Annotated in this window: 17 protein-coding genes; 13 read left to right on the top strand and 4 right to left on the bottom strand. The window is 56.1% G+C overall.

From position 1 onward, the window contains the following. Positions 1 to 125 precede the first annotated feature (125 nt). The 6 genes from cyoA to SB719_RS12115 all read left to right on the top strand — a co-directional run bounded on the left by cyoA (position 126) and on the right by SB719_RS12115 (position 6447). Complete coding sequence (cyoA, locus tag SB719_RS12140) at positions 126 to 1049, top strand: cytochrome o ubiquinol oxidase subunit II (RefSeq protein ID WP_039382982.1); 924 nt, start codon at positions 126 to 128, stop codon at positions 1047 to 1049. 4 nt (positions 1050 to 1053) lie between these two features. Next, positions 1054 to 3036 carry a cytochrome o ubiquinol oxidase subunit I gene (cyoB, locus tag SB719_RS12135; RefSeq protein ID WP_314688916.1) on the top strand — a complete coding sequence of 661 codons (1983 nt, stop codon included), beginning with the start codon at positions 1054 to 1056 and terminating at the stop codon, positions 3034 to 3036. Then, positions 3036 to 3650: a cytochrome o ubiquinol oxidase subunit III gene (locus SB719_RS12130; protein ID WP_039382980.1), complete on the top strand. Its 615-nt coding sequence runs from the start codon at positions 3036 to 3038 to the stop codon at positions 3648 to 3650. The genes cyoB and SB719_RS12130 overlap by 1 nt, the downstream gene beginning before the upstream one ends. Then, positions 3650 to 3979 carry a cytochrome o ubiquinol oxidase subunit IV gene (locus tag SB719_RS12125; protein WP_039382979.1) on the top strand — a complete coding sequence of 110 codons (330 nt, stop codon included), beginning with the start codon at positions 3650 to 3652 and terminating at the stop codon, positions 3977 to 3979. The genes SB719_RS12130 and SB719_RS12125 overlap by 1 nt, the downstream gene beginning before the upstream one ends. Before the next feature lie 13 nt (positions 3980 to 3992). Continuing rightward, a complete protein-coding gene (gene cyoE / locus SB719_RS12120; protein WP_039382978.1) occupies positions 3993 to 4880 on the top strand; it encodes a heme o synthase in 888 nt (295 codons plus the stop codon). Between the two features lie 202 nt (positions 4881 to 5082). Next, entirely contained in the window at positions 5083 to 6447 is a 1365-nt protein-coding gene (locus SB719_RS12115) for an MFS transporter (RefSeq protein WP_412159260.1), read from the top strand. A gap of 33 nt (positions 6448 to 6480) precedes the next feature. Here the strand turns inward: SB719_RS12115 and adhP are convergent, their stop codons facing one another. Continuing rightward, a complete protein-coding gene (adhP, locus tag SB719_RS12110; RefSeq protein WP_304236258.1) occupies positions 6481 to 7521 on the bottom strand; it encodes an alcohol dehydrogenase AdhP in 1041 nt (346 codons plus the stop codon). Positions 7522 to 7550: 29 nt separating this feature from the next. After that, positions 7551 to 9071, bottom strand: coding sequence for an aldehyde dehydrogenase family protein (locus SB719_RS12105; protein ID WP_304236260.1), 1521 nt, complete (start codon positions 9069 to 9071; stop codon positions 7551 to 7553). Between the two features lie 249 nt (positions 9072 to 9320). On the opposite strand from SB719_RS12105, the gene SB719_RS12100 reads away from it, so the two are divergent. Continuing rightward, complete coding sequence (locus tag SB719_RS12100; protein ID WP_292969431.1) at positions 9321 to 11090, top strand: sigma-54-dependent Fis family transcriptional regulator; 1770 nt, start codon at positions 9321 to 9323, stop codon at positions 11088 to 11090. Here SB719_RS12100 and SB719_RS12095 read toward each other — a convergent pair. After that, positions 11087 to 11578: a YajQ family cyclic di-GMP-binding protein gene (locus SB719_RS12095; RefSeq protein ID WP_039382976.1), complete on the bottom strand. Its 492-nt coding sequence runs from the start codon at positions 11576 to 11578 to the stop codon at positions 11087 to 11089. The genes SB719_RS12100 and SB719_RS12095 overlap by 4 nt on opposite strands. 124 nt (positions 11579 to 11702) lie before the next feature. Between SB719_RS12095 and panE the strand changes: the two genes are divergently transcribed. Beyond that, a complete protein-coding gene (gene panE / locus SB719_RS12090; RefSeq protein WP_065649957.1) occupies positions 11703 to 12623 on the top strand; it encodes a 2-dehydropantoate 2-reductase in 921 nt (306 codons plus the stop codon). After that, positions 12577 to 13188 carry a protein deglycase YajL gene (gene yajL / locus SB719_RS12085; RefSeq protein ID WP_065649958.1) on the top strand — a complete coding sequence of 204 codons (612 nt, stop codon included), beginning with the start codon at positions 12577 to 12579 and terminating at the stop codon, positions 13186 to 13188. The genes panE and yajL overlap by 47 nt, the downstream gene beginning before the upstream one ends. Positions 13189 to 13440: 252 nt before the next feature. Here the strand turns inward: yajL and thiI are convergent, their stop codons facing one another. Then, on the bottom strand, positions 13441 to 14889 hold the full coding sequence (gene thiI, locus SB719_RS12080; protein WP_293004883.1) for a tRNA uracil 4-sulfurtransferase ThiI: 1449 nt from the start codon (positions 14887 to 14889) through the stop codon (positions 13441 to 13443). A gap of 234 nt (positions 14890 to 15123) precedes the next feature. Between thiI and xseB the strand changes: the two genes are divergently transcribed. From xseB to SB719_RS12060, 4 genes are all read left to right on the top strand, one after another. Then, positions 15124 to 15366: an exodeoxyribonuclease VII small subunit gene (xseB, locus tag SB719_RS12075; RefSeq protein WP_039382972.1), complete on the top strand. Its 243-nt coding sequence runs from the start codon at positions 15124 to 15126 to the stop codon at positions 15364 to 15366. Further along, entirely contained in the window at positions 15366 to 16265 is a 900-nt protein-coding gene (ispA, locus tag SB719_RS12070; protein ID WP_304236267.1) for a (2E,6E)-farnesyl diphosphate synthase, read from the top strand. The genes xseB and ispA overlap by 1 nt, the downstream gene beginning before the upstream one ends. Positions 16266 to 16284: 19 nt before the next feature. Further along, positions 16285 to 18150 (top strand): 1-deoxy-D-xylulose-5-phosphate synthase, encoded by a 1866-nt coding sequence (gene dxs / locus SB719_RS12065; protein ID WP_304236269.1) that lies wholly within the window; start codon positions 16285 to 16287, stop codon positions 18148 to 18150. 68 nt (positions 18151 to 18218) lie between these two features. Then, the gene (locus SB719_RS12060; protein ID WP_065649962.1) at positions 18219 to 19193 is read left to right on the top strand and encodes an aldo/keto reductase; all 975 of its coding nucleotides are present in this window, start codon (positions 18219 to 18221) and stop codon (positions 19191 to 19193) included. Positions 19194 to 19615 lie beyond the last annotated feature (422 nt).

The following is a 19615-nucleotide window of genomic DNA, read 5'->3' as shown; positions in this document are numbered from 1 at the left end:
TCCCTTAGCAAAAGGTGTCAACACCCTTCTGACACATCCTTAAGCTGGTTTACACTGCATAAACCTTACCGTAAAATGCGCGCACACTTAAACGACAATAGAGCCCTTGTCATTGAGGTCGTTAAATGAGACTCATGAAATACAATAAATGTTTGGGGATTTTGTCATTAATCGCAGGCGCTGTATTACTCAGCGGCTGCGATAGTGCGTTGTTAAATCCCAAGGGACAGATTGCAATGGAGCAACGTTCACTGATTCTGACAGCCTTTGGCTTGATGATGATTGTCGTTATTCCGGCAGTCTTAATGGCTGTTGTGTTTGCCTGGAAATATCGGGCGACCAATACCGAAGCGAAGTACAGCCCTAACTGGTCACACTCCAACAAAGTGGAAGCCGTGGTCTGGACCATTCCGATCCTGATCATCATCTTCCTCGGCGTGCTGACCTGGAAATCAACGCATGCGCTGGAGCCGGCTAAACCGCTGGTCTCTGACGTCAAGCCTGTTGAGATCGATGTGGTTGCGCTGGACTGGAAATGGCTGTTCATTTACCCGGAACAGGGTATTGCCACCGTTAACCAGATTGCCTTCCCGGCAAATACACCAGTTAACTTCAAAATCACCTCTAACTCCGTGATGAACTCGTTCTTCATTCCTACGCTCGGCAGCCAGATCTACGCCATGGCGGGCATGCAGACCAAACTGCACCTGATCGCCAATGAGCCAGGAACGTTTGACGGTATCTCATCAAACTTCAGTGGTCGCGGTTTCTCTGGCATGAAGTTCAAGGCCATTGCAACTAAAGATGATGCGGAATTCCAGCAGTGGGTTGCCAAAGTTAAAGCGGCACCTAACACGCTGACCACCATGGATGAGTTTGAGAAACTGGCTTCGCCAAGTGAGAATCATCCGGTGGAATATTTCTCAACTGCGAATCCTGAACTCTTCAAGCAAATTATTGATAAGTTCAAGATGAGCCACGGGAAAATGGACATGTCACACGAAGGCATGGACATGAATCACGCCGCTGCTGCGGGAACCGGGGAATAATACGATGTTCGGAAAATTAACACTGGATGCAGTGCCGTACCATGAGCCTATTATCATGGTTACGGTCGCCGCTATCATCATCGGTGGTCTGGCGCTGGTTGCCGCTCTCACCTATTTTGGTAAGTGGAAGTATCTGTGGTCAGAATGGCTTACCTCCGTTGACCACAAAAAACTGGGTATCATGTATATCATCATGGCATTCGTCATGCTGCTGCGCGGCTTTGCCGATGCCGTAATGATGCGTACCCAACAGGTTATGGCTTCTGCCGGTGAGGCGGGTATTTTACCTCCGCACCACTACGATCAGATCTTCACCGCCCACGGCGTGATTATGATCTTCTTCGTGGCAATGCCATTTGTTGTAGGTCTGATGAACATCGCGGTTCCGCTGCAAATCGGTGCCCGTGACGTTGCGTTCCCGTTCCTGAACAACCTGAGCTTCTGGTTTACCGCGGTCGGTGTGATCCTGGTGAACATCTCTCTGGGTGTGGGCGAGTTCGCACAGACTGGCTGGCTGGCTTATCCGCCGCTTTCTGGCGCGGAGTATAGTCCTGGCGTCGGGGTCGACTACTGGATCTGGAGTCTCCAGCTCTCAGGGATCGGGACCACGCTGACCGGTATCAACTTCTTCGTGACCATTCTGAAGATGCGTGCGCCGGGCATGGACCTGTTCAAAATGCCGGTCTTTACCTGGGCATCACTCTGCACCAACGTCCTGATCATCGCTGCGTTCCCGGTTCTGACCGTGACGCTGGCACTGTTGACGCTTGATCGTTACCTCGACTTCCATTTCTTTACTAATGATATGGGCGGTAACATGATGATGTACGTCAACCTGATCTGGGTCTGGGGTCACCCGGAAGTGTACATCCTTGTTCTGCCGGTCTTTGGTGTCTTCTCTGAAGTTACCGCGACCTTCTCGAAAAAACGTCTGTTTGGTTACACCTCACTGGTGTGGGCGACCATCGCCATTACCGTACTGTCGTTCATCGTCTGGCTGCACCACTTCTTCACCATGGGTGCGGGCGCCAACGTTAACGCCTTCTTCGGTATCATGACGATGATCATCGCGATTCCGACCGGGGTGAAAATCTTTAACTGGCTGTTCACCATGTATCAGGGTCGCATCGAGTTTAACTCAGCGATGCTGTGGACCATCGGCTTCCTGGTGACCTTCTCAGTGGGTGGTATGACTGGCGTACTGCTGGCAGTACCGGGTGCAGACTTTGTCCTGCACAACAGCCTGTTCCTGATTGCACACTTCCACAACGTTATTATCGGTGGTGTTGTGTTCGGTTGTATGGCTGGTGTGACCTACTGGTTCCCGAAAGCATTTGGCTTCACGCTGAACGAAACCTGGGGTAAACGCGCCTTCTGGTTCTGGATCATCGGCTTCTTTGTTGCCTTTATGCCGCTGTACGCACTGGGCTTCATGGGTATGACCCGCCGTCTGAGCCAGGATATCGATCCACAGTTCCACTCGCTGCTGGTTGTTGCAGCTGTCGGTGCGGCGCTGATTGCCTGCGGTATTCTGTGCCAGCTGGTTCAGTTCTGGGTATCGGTACGTGACCGCGATCAGAACCGCGATCTGACTGGTGACCCGTGGGGCGGTCGTACGCTGGAGTGGGCAACCTCTTCACCACCACCGTTCTACAACTTTGCTGTTATCCCTCATATCCACGAGCGTGATGCGTTCTGGGAAATGAAAGAGAAAGGCGAAGCGTACAAGCAGCCAGAAAAATATGAAGAAATTCATATGCCGAAAAACAGCGGCGCGGCCATTGTTATCGCTGCATTCGTAACAGTCTTCGGTTTCGCCATGATCTGGCATATCTGGTGGCTGGCGGGTCTCACTTTCCTGGGCACTATCGTGACCTGGATCGTGAAGAGCTTCGATGAGGACGTGGATTACTACGTTCCGGTTGCTGAAATCGAGCAGATCGAGAAGAAGCACTTTGATGACATCAGCAAAGCAGGTCTGAAATAATGTCGACTCAAACCGTAAAACACCACCACGACGCCCATGCGGAGCATGGGCATCACGATGCAGGAGCCAATAAAGTCTTTGGCTTCTGGATCTACCTGATGAGTGACTGCATTATCTTCGCAACGCTGTTTGCGACTTATGCAGTAATGGTCAACAACACTGCCGGTGGCCCGGCAGGTAAAGATATTTTCGAACTGCCGTTTGTGCTGGTTGAAACCGCGCTGCTGCTGCTGAGCTCCATTACTTATGGAATGGCAGTGATTGCGATGAACAACCAGAACAAAGGTTCGGTCATCGGCTGGCTGGCCCTGACCTTCCTGTTCGGTGCCGGATTTATCGGGATGGAGATCTATGAATTCCATCACCTGATCGCAGAAGGCTTCGGTCCAAACCGTAGCGGCTTCCTTTCTGGCTTCTTTACGCTGGTTGGTACGCACGGTCTGCACGTGACCTCTGGTCTGATCTGGATGGCGGTTCTGATGTTCCAGATCGCTAAACGGGGTCTGACTGAGAGCAACCGCACCCGTATCATGTGCCTGAGCCTGTTCTGGCACTTCCTGGATGTGGTGTGGATCTGCGTATTCACCGTTGTCTATCTGATGGGGGCCATGTAATGAGTCATTCTGTAAACGAACATGGTGCATCACACGGTAGCGTGAAGTCTTACATGATCGGCTTCATCCTCTCTATCATCCTGACGGCGATCCCGTTCTGGATGGTAATGGATGGCAGTGCCTCACACGGCACCATCCTGGGTGTGGTTCTGGTGTGTGCAGTGGTTCAGGTGCTGGTGCACCTGGTCTACTTCCTGCATCTGGACAGCAAATCAGAGGGTGGCTGGAACATGGTGGCCATTGTCTTCTCAGCAATCATCATTCTGATTGTTGTGATCGGTTCACTGTGGATTATGTGGAACCTCAACTACAACATGATGGCCCACTAAAGAGTCACACGTAATGATTAAGCAATACCTGCAAGTAACAAAACCAGGAATTATTTTCGGAAATTTAATTTCTGTCATCGGTGGATTTCTGCTGGCCTCGAAAGGCAGCATCGATTATCCCCTGTTTCTCACCGCGCTGGCTGGCGTATCGCTGGTGGTCGCATCGGGTTGTGTATTCAACAATGTGATTGACCGCGATATCGACATCAAAATGGAGAGAACGCGGAACCGGGTTCTGGTCAAAGGCCTGATCTCGGCGAAAGTAAGCCTGGTTTATGCCACTGCGTTGGGTATTGCTGGCTTTGCGTTGCTGTATTTCGGCGCCAACCCGCTGGCCATGTGGCTGGCGGTCATGGGCTTCGTGGTCTATGTTGGCGTTTACAGCCTCTATATGAAGCGTCATTCGGTCTATGGAACGCTGATCGGCAGCCTCTCCGGTGCTGCGCCACCGGTGATTGGCTACTGCGCAGTCACTAACGAGTTTGATGCAGGCGCATTGATTTTACTGGCTATCTTTAGCCTGTGGCAGATGCCGCACTCCTACGCGATTGCCATCTTCCGCTTTAAAGATTACCAGGCCGCTAACATTCCGGTTCTGCCGGTTGTGAAAGGCATCTCCGTGGCTAAAAATCATATTACGCTCTACATTCTGGCGTTCATGATTGCCACGCTGATGCTCTCACTGGGCGGTTATGCGGGCTACAAATATCTGATCGTGGCTGCGGCTGTCAGCGTCTGGTGGCTGGGTATGGCACTCTCAGGTTACAAAACCTCAAACGATAAAGTCTGGGCGCGTAAACTGTTTGTGTTCTCTATCATCGCCATCACCGCGCTGAGCGTCATGATGTCGGTTGACTTTATGGCCCCGGCCTCTAAAGACCTGCTCACTTACGTCTGGTAAGCGGGCACCGTCACTCTGAGAAAGGGCGCGATTTTCGCGCCCTTTCTTTTTGTTACCACTGCTTAAAAACAAATGTTTTACCCGCCCTCCCCTGCTCCCTAAAATGGGTGCTAAATGCCCGAAATAAATCGATTTGCAGCAACACGGTGTCACTGGCTGCTGCAGCATGGTGCATGACAGGCAGACACTTACAGAGGTTGGAATGAACGACAATAAAATGACGCCGGTAGAGCTGCGCGCTACATGGGGTTTAGGTACCGTTTTTTCCCTGCGTATGCTCGGAATGTTTATGGTTCTGCCGGTGCTGACGACGTACGGCATGGCGTTACAGGGTGCCAGCGAAACCCTGATTGGTCTGGCAATTGGTATTTATGGTCTGGCACAGGCAATTTTTCAGATCCCGTTCGGGCTGCTCTCTGACCGCATCGGACGTAAGCCGCTGATTGTCGGCGGCCTGCTGCTGTTTGTCCTTGGCAGCGTGATTGCCGCCACCACCACCTCAATCTGGGGCATTATTCTTGGTCGCGCGCTGCAGGGCTCAGGCGCGATTGCCGCTGCCGTAATGGCGCTGCTGTCCGATCTCACCCGTGAGCAGAACCGCACCAAAGCGATGGCGTTTATCGGCATCAGTTTTGGCGTGACCTTTGCGATTGCTATGGTGGCCGGGCCAATTGTCACGCATGCGCTGGGGCTGCATGCGCTGTTCTGGATGATCGCGCTGCTGGCAACGCTGGGTATCATTATTACGCTGCTGGTGGTGCCAAACGCGCGCGGTCATGTGCTGAACCGCGAGTCCGGAATGGTAAAAGGCAGCATTCGCGCCGTTCTGGCGAATCCCAGACTGCTGAAGCTTAATATCGGCATTCTCTGTCTGCACGTGCTGCTGATGTCGAGCTTTGTCGCCCTGCCCGGCCAGTTCGAACTGGCAGGCCTGCCGGCAGCGGAGCACTGGAAGATCTATCTGGTGACCATGCTGGTGGCTTTTGTTGCCGTGGTGCCGGTCATTATCTATGCCGAAGTAAAACGCCGCATGAAGCGGGTTTTTGTCAGCTGCGTGGCGCTGATCATCATTGCGGAAATTGTGCTCTGGGGCGCTGAAGGTCACTTCTGGACGCTGGTGGCGGGCGTACAGCTCTTTTTCCTCGCCTTTAATGTGATGGAAGCCATTCTGCCTTCCCTGATCAGCAAAGAGTCGCCGGCCGGTTATAAAGGCACTGCAATGGGTATTTACTCCACCAGCCAGTTTCTTGGGGTAGCCATTGGCGGCAGCCTCGGCGGCTGGATCTTTGGTCATATCGATGCGCAGACGGTATTTCTCATCGGAGCGATTATCGCCGCTAGCTGGCTGTTTGTTGCCATGTCGATGCAGGAGCCGCCTTACGTCAGCAGCCTGCGGCTGGTGCTGAGCGACGCCGTACTGGCCGTGCCGAATCTGGAAAAACGTCTGAAGGCTCAGCCCGGTGTGGCATCCGTGTTTATCGTGCCGGAAGAGAAAAGCGCCTATATCAAAATCGACAGTAAAGTAACGAGCCGCGTTGAGATAGAAGCGCTGCTTGCCAGCTGCTGAATCAGAAGCCCGACCGCTGCGTCGGGCTTTTTTTTACAGCGACATATCCACCACAATGCGCCCTTCAATTTTGCCGGCGTGCATGCGCGCAAATATATCGTTGATGTTGCTCAGCGGTTCCACTGCTACGCTGGCTTTTACCTTATTACGTCCGGCAAAATCGAGCGCTTCCTGCAGATCTTTGCGCGTGCCGACAATCGAGCCGCGTACCGTAATGCCGTCCAGCACCATATCAAAAATCGACAGGTCAAATTTGCCCGGCGGCAGGCCGTTCAGCACCATTGTACCGCCACGCCGCAGCGTCCCGATCGCCTGCTCAAAGGCTTTCGGCGACACAGCGGTAACCAGAACGCCCTGTGCGCCACCGAAATGCTCGTGAAACACGCGTGCCGGATCGACCTCCTTCGCGTTTGCCACCACGCTGGCACCCAGACGACGGGCAAAATCGAGCTTGGCGTCATCAATATCCACTGCCGCTACGTTGAGTCCCATGGCAACCGCATACTGGATCGCCATATGCCCCAGCCCGCCAATGCCGGAAATCACCACCCAGTCACCCGGTTTGGTATCGGTCATTTTCAGGCCTTTATAGACCGTTACGCCGGCACACAGCACCGGTGCCACTTCATTAAAGGGGAGATTGTCCGGAATGATACCGACATAGTTCGCGTCAGCCAGGCAATACTCGGCAAAACTGCCGTTCACCGAATAACCCGCATTTTTCTGCTCGTGACACAGCGTCTCCCAGCTATCGAGACAGTGTTCGCAATGACCGCAGGCGGAGTAAAGCCACGGCACACCTACGCGATCGCCCAGCTTCAGGTGTTTTACCCCTTCCCCCAGCGCCACAACCTGCCCTACCCCTTCGTGACCGGGAATGAAAGGTGGCACCGGCTTCACCGGCCAGTCGCCTTCCGCCGCGTGCAGATCGGTATGACAGACCCCGGTGGCGGCAATTTTTACCAGCACCTGACCTGGCCCGACGGCCGGCACCGGCACCTCTTCAATCACCAGCGGTTCACCAAACGCCTTAACCACTGCCGCTTTCATCGTGCTTTTAATGTGCATTGTCATTCTGCTTCTCCTATTGCGTAAAGGCGCGATCAGAACAGACCCAGCGGCGCCGTGCTGTAGCTGACCAGCAGATTTTTGGTTTGCTGATAGGCACTCAGCGCCATTTTGTGCGTCTCGCGCCCGACACCGGACTGCTTGTAACCGCCAAACGCCGCATGCGCCGGATAGATGTGGTAGCAGTTCGTCCAGACCCGGCCCGCTTTGATACCCCGCCCCATGCGATACGCGAGATTGGTATCACGCGTCCAGACGCCAGCGCCCAGACCAAACTGCGTTTCGTTGGCGATGGCCAGCGCTTCAGCCTCATCTTTAAAGGTGGTTACGCCGATCACCGGGCCAAATATCTCCTCCTGGAAACAGCGCATCTGGTTACTGCCTTTAATCAGCGTTGGCTGAATATAGAAACCGTTGCTGAGTTCAGCGCTTATTGCCGCCTTATCGCCACCGGTAAGAATGTCGCCGCCTTCATCACGCGCAATAGTGATATAGGAGAGAATTTTGTCGAACTGCTGTCGTGAAGCCTGAGCACCAATCATTGTATCGGTATCCAGCGGATCGCCGTGCCGGATAGCGGCGACCTTCTCCAGTACCCGTGCCATAAACGGCTCATAGATTGATTCATGCACCAGCGCGCGTGACGGACAGGTACAGACTTCCCCCTGATTAAAGAAGCCGAGCACCAGCCCTTCAACCGCTTTATCGATGAAGTCCGCTTCACCCTCCATCACATCTGCAAAGTAGATGTTTGGCGACTTACCGCCCAGCTCGACCGTGCAGGGAATAATATTTTCTGCGGCGCAGGCCATGATATGACGCCCCACCGGCGTTGAGCCGGTAAACGCGATTTTGGCAATACGCTTGCTGGTGGCCAGCGCCTCGCCCGCTTCGCGGCCAAACCCCTGTACCACGTTGATCACGCCAGCCGGGAAAAGATCGCCCACGATCTCCATCAGCAGCGTGATGCCCAGTGGCGTCTGCTCGGCAGGTTTCAGTACCACGCAGTTGCCTGCGGCCAGCGCCGGTGCCAGTTTCCATGCCGCCATCAGCAGCGGGAAGTTCCACGGGATAATCTGCCCCACCACGCCCAGCGGCTCATGAAAATGGTAGGCCACCGTGGTTTCATCGATCTCCGCGGTACTCCCTTCCTGCGCGCGCAGGCAGCCGGCGAAATAGCGAAAATGATCGGCTGCCAGCGGCAGGTCAGCATTGAGCGTTTCGCGAATCGGCTTACCGTTATCCCAGCTCTCCGCTACCGCAAGCTTCTCCAGATTCGCCTCAATACGATCGGCCACCTGCAGCAGCAATGCGGCGCGCTGCTGAACGCTGGTTTTTCCCCAGGCGTCGGCCGCCTGATGTGCAGCATCCAGCGCCAGCTCGATATCCCGCGCGTCTGAGCGGGGAAACTGCGCAATCTCACTGCCGTCAACCGGCGAGGTATTCATGAAGTATTGGCCGCTAAGCGGCTCCGTGAAGTTGCCTGCTATATAGTTGCCGTAGGTTGCCTGGAACGAGACCAGCGCGCCTGGCGTGCCGGGATGTGCATAACGCATCGCAAACTCCTTGATGTAGGGGTCAGATAGTATTACCGGGCGCTACGCCTGTATGACGCCGCGACAGGATGTGCTTTGCAGCCGGCATGCCAGGTTTAACAGCATCATTAAAATACGTAAAAACAAGATGATACAATCGGCTTCCCGGCAAGATACGCAGTAATCTCCCTATCTGTGTTGCATATCGCAACACCTGGAAAACCTGCACGCTACACTGGCGCAACACTTTGCACAGGCATGAGGTTACCCATGCAGGGATTTTCCGCCGCTTCGACCGCTGACGCCACACCGCTTCTCAGCGACTCCTGGATGCGCAGCCAGCTCTATGGCCTTGATCCGACCGCAGACGATTTTCCGCGGCTGCGCCAGGGAGAACTGGCCGATGTCATCGCCAGCAACGCCAGCTGGCAGCCGTTTGCCAGGCCGGCTATCGACCAGCTGGCGCAGCAGATGGCAGAAAAACAGGCGGTGGTGATCCTTTCTGATGCCAGCGGTCTGGTTCTGAATACCTGCGGAGATATGCAGGCGCTGGCGCGTGCACAGCGTTTTGCTCTGGCGCCAGGCAATCTCTGGAGCGAGTGCGGACGTGGCACCAACGCTATTGGCACGGCGCTGGCGATCAACAACGGCTGCGAAATCGCCGGTGAGCAGCACTTTCTGACGCGCAACCAGGGGCTGTACTGTGCCGCGATGCCGCTGCAGATGCCTAATGGCCAGCTGGCAGGCGTTATCGATATTTCCGGCCCGGCGCACTATTCTCATGCGCATTCGCTGCAGCAGGTACGCGATGCGGCGCGGCAGATAGAGTATCTGTGGGTCAAGCAGAGTCTGCATCCTCAGCAGTGGCTGATGAGCCTGCACGCTGATCCTCAGGGCATCGACAGCGGTGATGAAATGCTGCTGATATTTTCTGACGACGTACTGACAGCCGCAAACCGGCTGGCGCTGGAGACGCTGGCGGTACGCCCTGAACAGCTCAGCAGCCTGACGTTTGCAGCGCTATTTCCGGCGCTGCGACAGCAAAACAGCTGCCTGACAGCGCCGCTGATGTACCACGGCCAGCGCTACTACTTTCGTTTACGTGCGCCGCAGCGCCGGCTGGTAAGCGTGGCCGCCTCCGCTGCGCCGCACGCTACATCCGCACCGCACGACAGGGATAAGCTGGTGCGCCTGCTGAATGCCGGTGTGTCACTCTGCCTGCAGGGAGAAACCGGCAGCGGTAAAGAGTTTGTCAGCCGGGCCCTGCATCAGCAGAGCCGCTGGCACAGCGGCAATTTTGTTGCAATAAACTGTGCGGCGATCCCGGAATCATTGATTGAATCGGAGCTGTTTGGCTATCAGCCTGGCGCCTTTACCGGCGCCAGCAAACAGGGCTATGCGGGCAAAATTCGTGAGGCTGACGGCGGCATCCTGTTTCTGGATGAAATTGGTGATATGCCACTGGCGCTGCAGAGCCGTCTGCTGCGGGTACTGCAGGAGAAAGAGGTGGCACCGCTGGGGTCCAGCCGCAGCTACCCGGTGAACTTTGCGGTTATCTGCGCCACCCATCGTGATTTGAAACAGCAGGTTGCTGCGGGCCGCTTTCGTGAGGATCTGCTTTACCGGCTACAGGAGTTCTCTCTGACACTGCCGCCGCTGCGTGCATGGCCCAATCTGCCGGGGTTCATTTGCCAGCTATGGCACGAGCTGGGAGCCGCGGAGCGTAAGGTTACCCTGTCGAATGACGTGGTGACGATACTGGCACAGCACGCCTGGCCGGGTAACGTTCGCCAGTTGCGCAGCCTGCTGCGGGTATTGCTGGCACTGGCTGAGGATGGCGAACCCGTTACGCAGGCGCAGCTGCCAGCTGACTATCAGCATCCTGCTGATTTACCAGGCGGTGAACGTCAGCGTCATGATGACCAGCTGCTGAACGAAACGCTGCAGCGCTTTGATGGCAATATCACCAAAGCGGCCGCAGCGCTGGGGGTGGCGCGCAGTACGCTCTACCGCCGCGCAGCACGCGCCAGAGTACGTTAGTCGCGGAAGTTTTTGAACTGGAACGGCTGGCCAAGGTTGCCACCGCGCACCAGCGCCATGGCGCCCTGCAGATCGTCACGCGATTTGCCGGTCACGCGCAGCTCGTCACCCTGAATCTGCGTCTGTACTTTGAGTTTGCTGTCTTTAATCAGTTTCACCAGCTTTTTAGCAACGTCGCTTTCAATGCCTTTTTTCAGTTTGGCCTCAACGCTCCAGCTTTTACCGCTGTGTTCAATCTCTTCCGGCACCTCAATCGCGGCGTTTTCAATGCCGCGCTTCAGCAGCTTTTCACGCAGAATATCAACGATCTGCTTCACCTGAAAATCGGACTCAGTGGTGATTTTGATCGTCTCGTTCTTTTCATTCAGCTCAACGCTGGCGGTCACATTGCGAAAATCGAAGCGGGTTGAGAGCTCACGGTTGGTATTTTCTACCGCGTTGCGGACTTCCTGCAGCTCGACTTCGGAAACGATATCGAAAGATGGCATCTTTTCTTCTCCTGATACTAAAGTGACATGCATAATACGCGTCTTGATGCGCTAATAAAACACGCGGCAGCTCAAAGCTATACTGAGTATGTGATGTGAAAACACCCCGCCAGCAGGAGGCAGAATGAAAATTACCGTGCTGGGTTGTGGCGCGCTGGGGCAGGTCTGGCTGACCGCGCTGGCTCGTCAGGGTCACGACGTACAGGGCTGGCTGCGCGTGCCGCAGCCCTACTGTTCCGTTAACGTCACCGATCTGCAGGGCGAGGTGAGCAATCACACCTTTATCGCCAACGATCCGCTGTTTCTGGCGCGCAGCGATCTGCTGCTGGTTACCCTGAAAGCGCCGCAGGTATCGCCGGCGATCAAAAATCTTCAGAGCGTGCTGCGTGCGGACATGCCGGTCCTGCTGCTGCATAACGGCATGGGTACGCTGGAGGAGCTGCGCGATTTGACGCAGCCGCTGCTGCGCGGGATCACCACGCATGCGGCGATGCATGACGGGACGGTGATCCGCCACGTGGCGGCAGGCATTACGCATATCGGGCCGGTCAGCCGTGACGCCGCATCGTTAAGCCATCTTGCGGATCTGCTGCATCAGGCGCTGCCCGATGTAGCCTGGCATGATGATATCGCCTCCGCCTGCTGGCGCAAGCTGGCAGTGAACTGCGTTATTAATCCGCTGACGGTGGAGCATGAGTGCCAGAACGGTGCATTGCGCGCCTGGCCGGAGCAGATCAATACGCTGTGCGACGAGCTGGCGCTGCTGCTGACGCGTGAAGGCCAGCATATGGACGTGGAGACGCTACGCGCCATTATTTATGACGTCATCGACAGCACTGCCGGCAACGTCTCTTCTATGCTGCAGGATATTCGTACGCAGCGACAAACTGAAATTGATTACATTACCGGCTACCTGCTGCGCCGCGCGCGCAGTCAGGGCATCACGTTGCCGGAGAATAGCCGCCTTTATGATCTGGTAAAACGCAAGGAGTCACAATATGAACGCCAGCCCATCCGTACTGGTATGCCTCGCTCATGGCAGTGAAGAGACCGAAGCGGTCACCACTATCGACGTGCTGGTGCGCGGCGGCATTACTGTCACCACTGCCAGCGCAGAGAGTGACGGCTCGCGGGAAATTATATGCTCACGCGGCGTGCGCCTGCTGGCTGATGCGCCACTGGCAGAAGTGGCAGATAACGACTTTGACGCCGTTGTTCTGCCCGGCGGGCTGAAAGGCGCGGAGACGTTCCGCGACAGCCCGTTGCTGGTGGAAACGGTGCGTCAGTTTCATCTGACAGGCAAAATTGTGGCAGCAATCTGCGCGGCGCCCGGCACGGTTCTGGTGCCGCACGATCTCTTTCCGGTTGGCAATATGACCGGCTTTCCGGGACTCAAAGAGACCATTCCGGATGCGAAATGGATGGAGCGCCGCGTGGTATGGGATCCGCGCGTAAACCTGCTCACCAGCCAGGGGCCGGGCACGGCGTTTGATTTTGCGTTGAAGCTGGTGGATCTGCTGCAGGATAAAGAGACCGCACGCGAAGTTGCCTCACAGCTGGTGCTGGCAGCGGGCATTTATAATTATCAGGAATTTGACGAACGCGAATAAAGGACGCCCCTGCGAATTGCGTTGCGCGCGCAATTGATCCCGGTGTCACCGTAGGGGGCGCATTAATGCGCCCCTGGGTCGAATCGGTTACCGCACATAAAACGGGCGCCATAAATGGCGCCCCTACCGAGACAGACGCAGGAAGCGCGCCCCTGGGTCGAATCGGGTACCGCACATAAAACGGGCGCCATAAATGGCGCCCCGACAAATTCCGGTGACGCCCCAGGGGATCCCGGTGGCGTCCCTGACGTGCTATGGGCGGTAAACTTTCACGTTCGTAAAACCCTGCTCATGCAGATAGAGCGCCTGCAGTTTGCTCATCACGCCACGATCGCAATAGAGCAGCCAGGTCCGGTTCTGATCCAGATCGCCAAACTGCGTGCTGAGCTTATAGAACGGCAGTGACTTCACCTCTACACCGCTGAGATCCAGCGGAGAGGCGTCCTGCTCGTCTGCGGCACGAATATCCAGCACGACATCGTTAGTCCCAAACGAGTCCACGGTCTCTACTTCAACCACTTCTTCTTCCGTCTGTTCAGCAATCTCGCGGATATCGAGGTTGGTCGCTTCCTGTACCACGCGGTTGAGAATATCAAAATTGAAATTCTGCTCTTCCGCTTCGATTTTGGCTTTCACCGCTTTAACCGTCGGGCTTTTTGAGATCACGCCGCAGTATTCCGGCATGGTACGCGCAAAATCTTCCGTACCGATCTGCCGCGCCACATTAATAATGTGCTCTTTATCGTGTGAGATCAGCGGACGCAGGATCAGCGTGTCAGATGCGTTATCGATCAGGCGCAGATTAGTCAGCGTCTGGCTCGATACCTGTCCCAGCGCTTCGCCGGTCACCAGCGCCTGTACGCCGTAGCGCTCGGCAATCATTGACGCGGCACGCACCATCATCCGCTTCAGCACCACGCCCATCTGCCCGTCATCGACGTTTTCCAGAATTTCACCCACGACCGGCTCAAAATTGATCGCGACAAAGCGCACGCGGTGTGAGCGACCAAAACGGTTCCACAGATAGTGTGCTACCTGACGCACGCCAATCTCATGCGCCGCGCCACCAAGATTAAAGAAGCAGTAGTGCACGCGGCAGCCGCGTCGCATCAGCATATAGCTCGACACACCGGAGTCAAAACCACCGGAGATCAGCGACATCACATCTTCCTGCGTGCCGATTGGAAAACCGCCCAGCCCTTCAAAGCGGCCGGTAATTAGCAGCAGACGATCGTCTTCAATCTCCAGATTAACCGTCTCATCCGGCTGCTTCAGCTGTACGCGCGCGCTGGCGATATGCTGATTCAGCCCGCCGCCTACATAGCGTTCCACATCCTGTGAACTGAAGCTGTGGGTGCCGCGACGTTTTACGCGCACGCTGAAGCTTTTATTTTCCAGGCGTTCACGGTTCAGTGCCAGCGTCTGCTCAAAGATATCGTGCATATCCGTGTAAGCACGATCTTCAACGGCAAGCACGTGGTGGATACCAGGAATGCGCGTCAGCTCATCCACAATGGTTTCACGCAGCGCTTCGTTTTTGGCGCGCACTTCAATGTGATCCCAGTGGCGCACCACCTTGATATCCTCATTCAGAGAACGCAGGGTATTGCGGATATTGCCGGTAAGAATTTTGATAAAGCGCAGCCGCACCGACTGACTTTTGATGGTGATTTCAGGGAAGAGCTTGATGATAAACTTCATGGCGACACAGCTTCGTTGGGCAAATAAGTGCTAAAATCATCAGCACTTAGCTGGTAAGATCATAATATTGCGGGGATCGCGAGAGCGTCCGCATCCGAGGCGCAAAAGTATACCACCTTTACTGCGTGACTGCTTCTGCTACCGCAATCACATTCAACATTTTGCTTATTATTCCCCGTCGGCTACCATGACCGATTGCACGAAGATGTCCCCAACTGTGAGTCGACACTGATTATGCCGAAAAAAGCCGAAGCGCCTGTGAGTTTTGAAACCGCCCTGCAGCAGCTGGAACAGATTGTCAGCCGGCTGGAAAGCGGCGAGCTGCCGCTTGAAGAGGCGCTGAATGAGTTTGAGCGCGGTGTGCAGCTGGCGCGCAGCGGTCAGCAGACGCTGCAGCAGGCTGAACAGCGCGTACAGATCCTGTTGAGCGATGATAAAACGGCCGACCTTACCCCTTTTACGCCGGATAACGACTAATGGATTTTGTCCAGCTACAGCAAACCTATCATGAGCGCGTAAATCAGGCGCTGACACGTTTAATCGATCCACTGCCTTTTCAGAGTTCCCCGCTGGTGAATGCCATGCATTATGGGGCACTATTAGGTGGCAAGCGCCTGCGTCCTTTTCTGGTCTATGCCACCGGTGAAATGCTTAATGCCGACGCAGCCAGCCTTGATGCGCCTGCCGCCGCCACAGAGTGCATTCACGCCTATTCGCTGATACATGACGATCTGCCGGCGATGGACGATGACGCGCTGCGCCGCGGACAGCCTACCTGTCATATTCGTTACGGTGAAGATACGGCCATTCTGGCGGGCGATGCGCTGCAAACGCTGGCTTTCTCTATTCTGGCCGATGAACCGATGCCGGGCGTCAGCGCGGCGACGCGCGTAAAAATGATCTCTGAACTGGCACAGGCCAGCGGCGTTGCCGGCATGTGCGGCGGCCAGGCGCTGGATTTAGCTGCCGAAGGCCGGCAGATCGATCTGGCGCAGCTTGAGCAGATCCATCGCCACAAAACCGGCGCGCTAATCCGCCTTGCCGTGCGTCTTGGTGCCCTGGCCGCAGGGGAACCGGCTCGCCTGGCGCTGCCGCTGCTGGACACCTATGCTGATGCTATTGGCCTGGCGTTTCAGGTGCAGGATGACATTCTGGATGTCACCGGCGATACCGCTGTGCTGGGTAAAATGCAGGGCGCCGATCAGGCGCTGGGCAAAAGCACCTATCCGGCCCTGTTAGGACTTGAGGGCGCGCGCGCAAAAGCGCAGGCGCTCTATCAGGAAGCTCTGGGGGCGCTGGAGATCCTCGCCGGCCAGGGCTATGACACAAGCGTATTACAAGCGCTGGCAAGCTTCATAATTGAACGCGATAAATAACTTTCATAATGAGTCTCTGATGAGTTTTGATATTGCAAAATACCCGACACTGGCGTTAGCAGGCACGGTGCAGGAATTACGTTTACTGCCGAAAGAGAAACTTCCGGCCCTGTGCGACGAGCTGCGTCAGTATCTGCTGGATAGCGTCAGCCGCTCATCCGGCCACTTTGCGTCGGGTCTGGGCGTCGTCGAACTGACCGTCGCATTGCATTACGTCTACAACACCCCGTTTGACCACCTGGTCTGGGACGTAGGCCATCAGGCTTATCCGCATAAGATCCTGACCGGACGCCGCGATCGCATCGGTACGATCCGGCAGAAAAACGGCCTGCATCCGTTTCCGTGGCGCGGTGAGAGCGAATATGACGTGCTGAGCGTCGGACACTCCTCCACCTCCATCAGCGCCGGTCTCGGCATGGCGGTAGCCGCCGAGCGGGAAGGCAAAGGTCGTCGTACCGCCTGTATCATTGGCGACGGCGCGATTACCGCCGGGATGGCGTTTGAGGCGATGAACCATGCGGGCGATATCAAACCCGACATGCTGGTGATCCTCAACGACAACGAGATGTCGATTTCGGAAAACGTTGGCGCGCTGAATAACCGTCTGGCGCAGATCCTCTCAGGTAAAACCTATTCGCGCCTGCGCGAAGGCAGCAAGCGCGTACTGGACGGCCTGCCGCCAATTAAAGAGCTGGTAAAGCGCACCGAAGAGCATCTGAAAGGCATGGTGGTACCCGGCACGCTGTTCGAGGAGCTGGGCTTTAACTATATCGGTCCGGTTGACGGGCACGATGTCCTGACGCTGGTCAGCACGCTGAAGAACATGCGCGATCTTAAAGGTCCGCAGTTCCTGCATATCATGACCAAAAAAGGCAAAGGCTATGCGCCTGCAGAGCAGGATCCTATCGCCTGGCATGCCGTGCCGAAGTTTGACCCGGCCAGCGGCGCACTGCCGAAAAGCGTACCCGGTCTGCCGAGCTACTCGAAAATTTTTGGCGACTGGCTGAGCGAGATTGCCGCTGACGATTCGCGCATGATGGCGGTTACGCCGGCGATGCGTGAAGGATCGGGCATGGTGAGCTACTCACGCGCCTATCCGCAGCAATATTTTGATGTAGCGATTGCCGAACAGCACGCCGTCACCTTTGCTGCCGGCATGGCGATTGGCGGTTACAAGCCGGTGGTAGCAATTTACTCCACCTTCCTGCAGCGCGCTTATGACCAGGTGATCCATGATGTGGCCATTCAGCAGCTGCCGGTGCTGTTTGCTATCGACCGCGGCGGTATTGTCGGGGCGGATGGTCAGACGCATCAGGGGGCGTTTGATATCGCCTATCTGCGCTGCGTGCCTGGCATGGTGATCATGACACCAAGCGACGAGAACGAATGTCGCCTGATGCTCTACACCGGTTATCACTATCAGGCGGGCCCGAGCGCGGTGCGCTATCCGCGCGGTACCGGTACCGGTGCCACGCTTGAGCCACTCACCAGCCTGCCGCTGGGTAAAGGGGTTGTGAAGCGTCAGGGTGAAAAACTGGCGATCCTCAACTTCGGCACACTGCTGCCGGATGCGCAGGCCGCAGCAGAGGCACTGAACGCTACGCTGGTGGATATGCGCTTTGTGAAGCCGCTGGATGAAACCCTGATCCGCGAGCTGGCACAGAGCCATGAGGCGCTGGTGACGCTGGAAGAAGGTGCCATCATGGGGGGGGCCGGCAGCGGCGTAAATGAGTTTGTGATGGCGAAACGCCTGGCAGTACCGGTGCTCAACCTTGGCCTGCCGGATGAGTTTATTCCGCAGGGTACTCAGGAAGAGGTACGTCACGACTACCAGCTGGATGCCGCCGGCATTCAGCAGCAAATCGCGGCCTGGCTCGCGCAGTAACTCTCCTCTTCGCTCCTGCTGCTATGCTTACGGAATCCTTTTCCCACGCATAAGAGCAGGAGCTCTCAATGAAAACCGTTCGTTTAGGCCAGACCGATCTCCAGGTATCCCGACTCTGCTTAGGCTGTATGACCTATGGCGATCCGATGCGCGGCAACCACGCCTGGACGCTGCCGGAAGAGAGCAGCCGTCCGCTGATCAAACAGGCGCTGGACGCGGGCATTAACTTTTTCGATACCGCCAACAGCTATTCTGACGGCAGCAGCGAAGAGATCCTCGGACGCGCGCTGAAAGATTTCGCGCGGCGCGAGGACGTGGTGGTGGCGACCAAAGTTTATTTTCCGCTCAGCAACCTGCCACAGGGCCTGTCGCGGCAGAATATTCTGCAGTCGATCGATGACAGCCTGATGCGACTCGGCATGGAGCATGTGGATCTGCTGCAGATCCACCGCTGGGATTATGCAACGCCGATTGAAGAGACGCTGCAGGCGCTGGATGAGGTGGTGAAAGCGGGCAAGGCGCGCTATATCGGTGCCTCTTCCATGCATGCGTCTCAGTTTGCTGAGGCGCTGCAGCTGCAGCAAACGCATGGCTGGGCACGCTTTGTCAGCATGCAGGATCAGTACAATCTGATCCAGCGTGAAGAGGAAAAGGAGATGCACCCGCTTTGTCAGCGTGAGGGTATCGCCGTGCTGCCGTGGAGTCCACTGGCGCGCGGCAAGCTGACGCGTCCCTGGGGTGAAACCACCGCGCGCTCGGTCTCTGATAATGTAATGGAGAAGCTTTATACCGGTACAGAAGAGAACGACGCCGCGATTGCGGAGCGGCTGGCTACCATTGCCGCTGAGAAAAAGGTCACGCGCGCGCAGGTTGCGCTGGCATGGCTGCTGCATAAACCGGCCGTGACGGCACCTATTATTGGCGCGTCACGTGAACAGCAGTTTGCCGAGCTGGTCAAAGCGGTTGACGTTGAGTTAAGCGCAGAAGATATCGCCGAGCTGGAGATGGTTTATCAGCCACATCCGGCTGTGGGGTATGAATAAGCAATTGATATCCGCATAAACCAGGGCGGCATAAATGCCGCCCCTACAGTAATTCCGGCGTAGGGGGCGCATTTATGCGCCCCTGGCCAAATCATATACCGCGGTTATACGCATTCATGCGCCCCTGGCCGAGCCATATACCGCGGTTATACGCATTCATGCGCCTCTGGCCAAATCATGCACCTGAAACCAGGGCGGCATAAATGCCGCCCCTACGGTAATAATTACGCGGCGGAACACCTGTAGGGGGCGCATTCATGCGCCCCTGGCCGAGCCATATACCGTGGTTATACGCATTCATGCGCCCCTGGCCAAATCATGCACCTGAACCAGGGCGGCATAAATGCCGCCCCTACGGTAATAATTACGCGGCGGAACACCTGTAGGGGGCGCATTCATGCGCCCCTGGCCGAGCCATATAC

This window comes from Pantoea sp. SIMBA_079, from assembly GCF_046940275.1.
GTDB classification, from domain to species: domain Bacteria; phylum Pseudomonadota; class Gammaproteobacteria; order Enterobacterales; family Enterobacteriaceae; genus Pantoea; species Pantoea borealis.
This window is presented reverse-complemented; position numbering and strand designations above follow the sequence as displayed.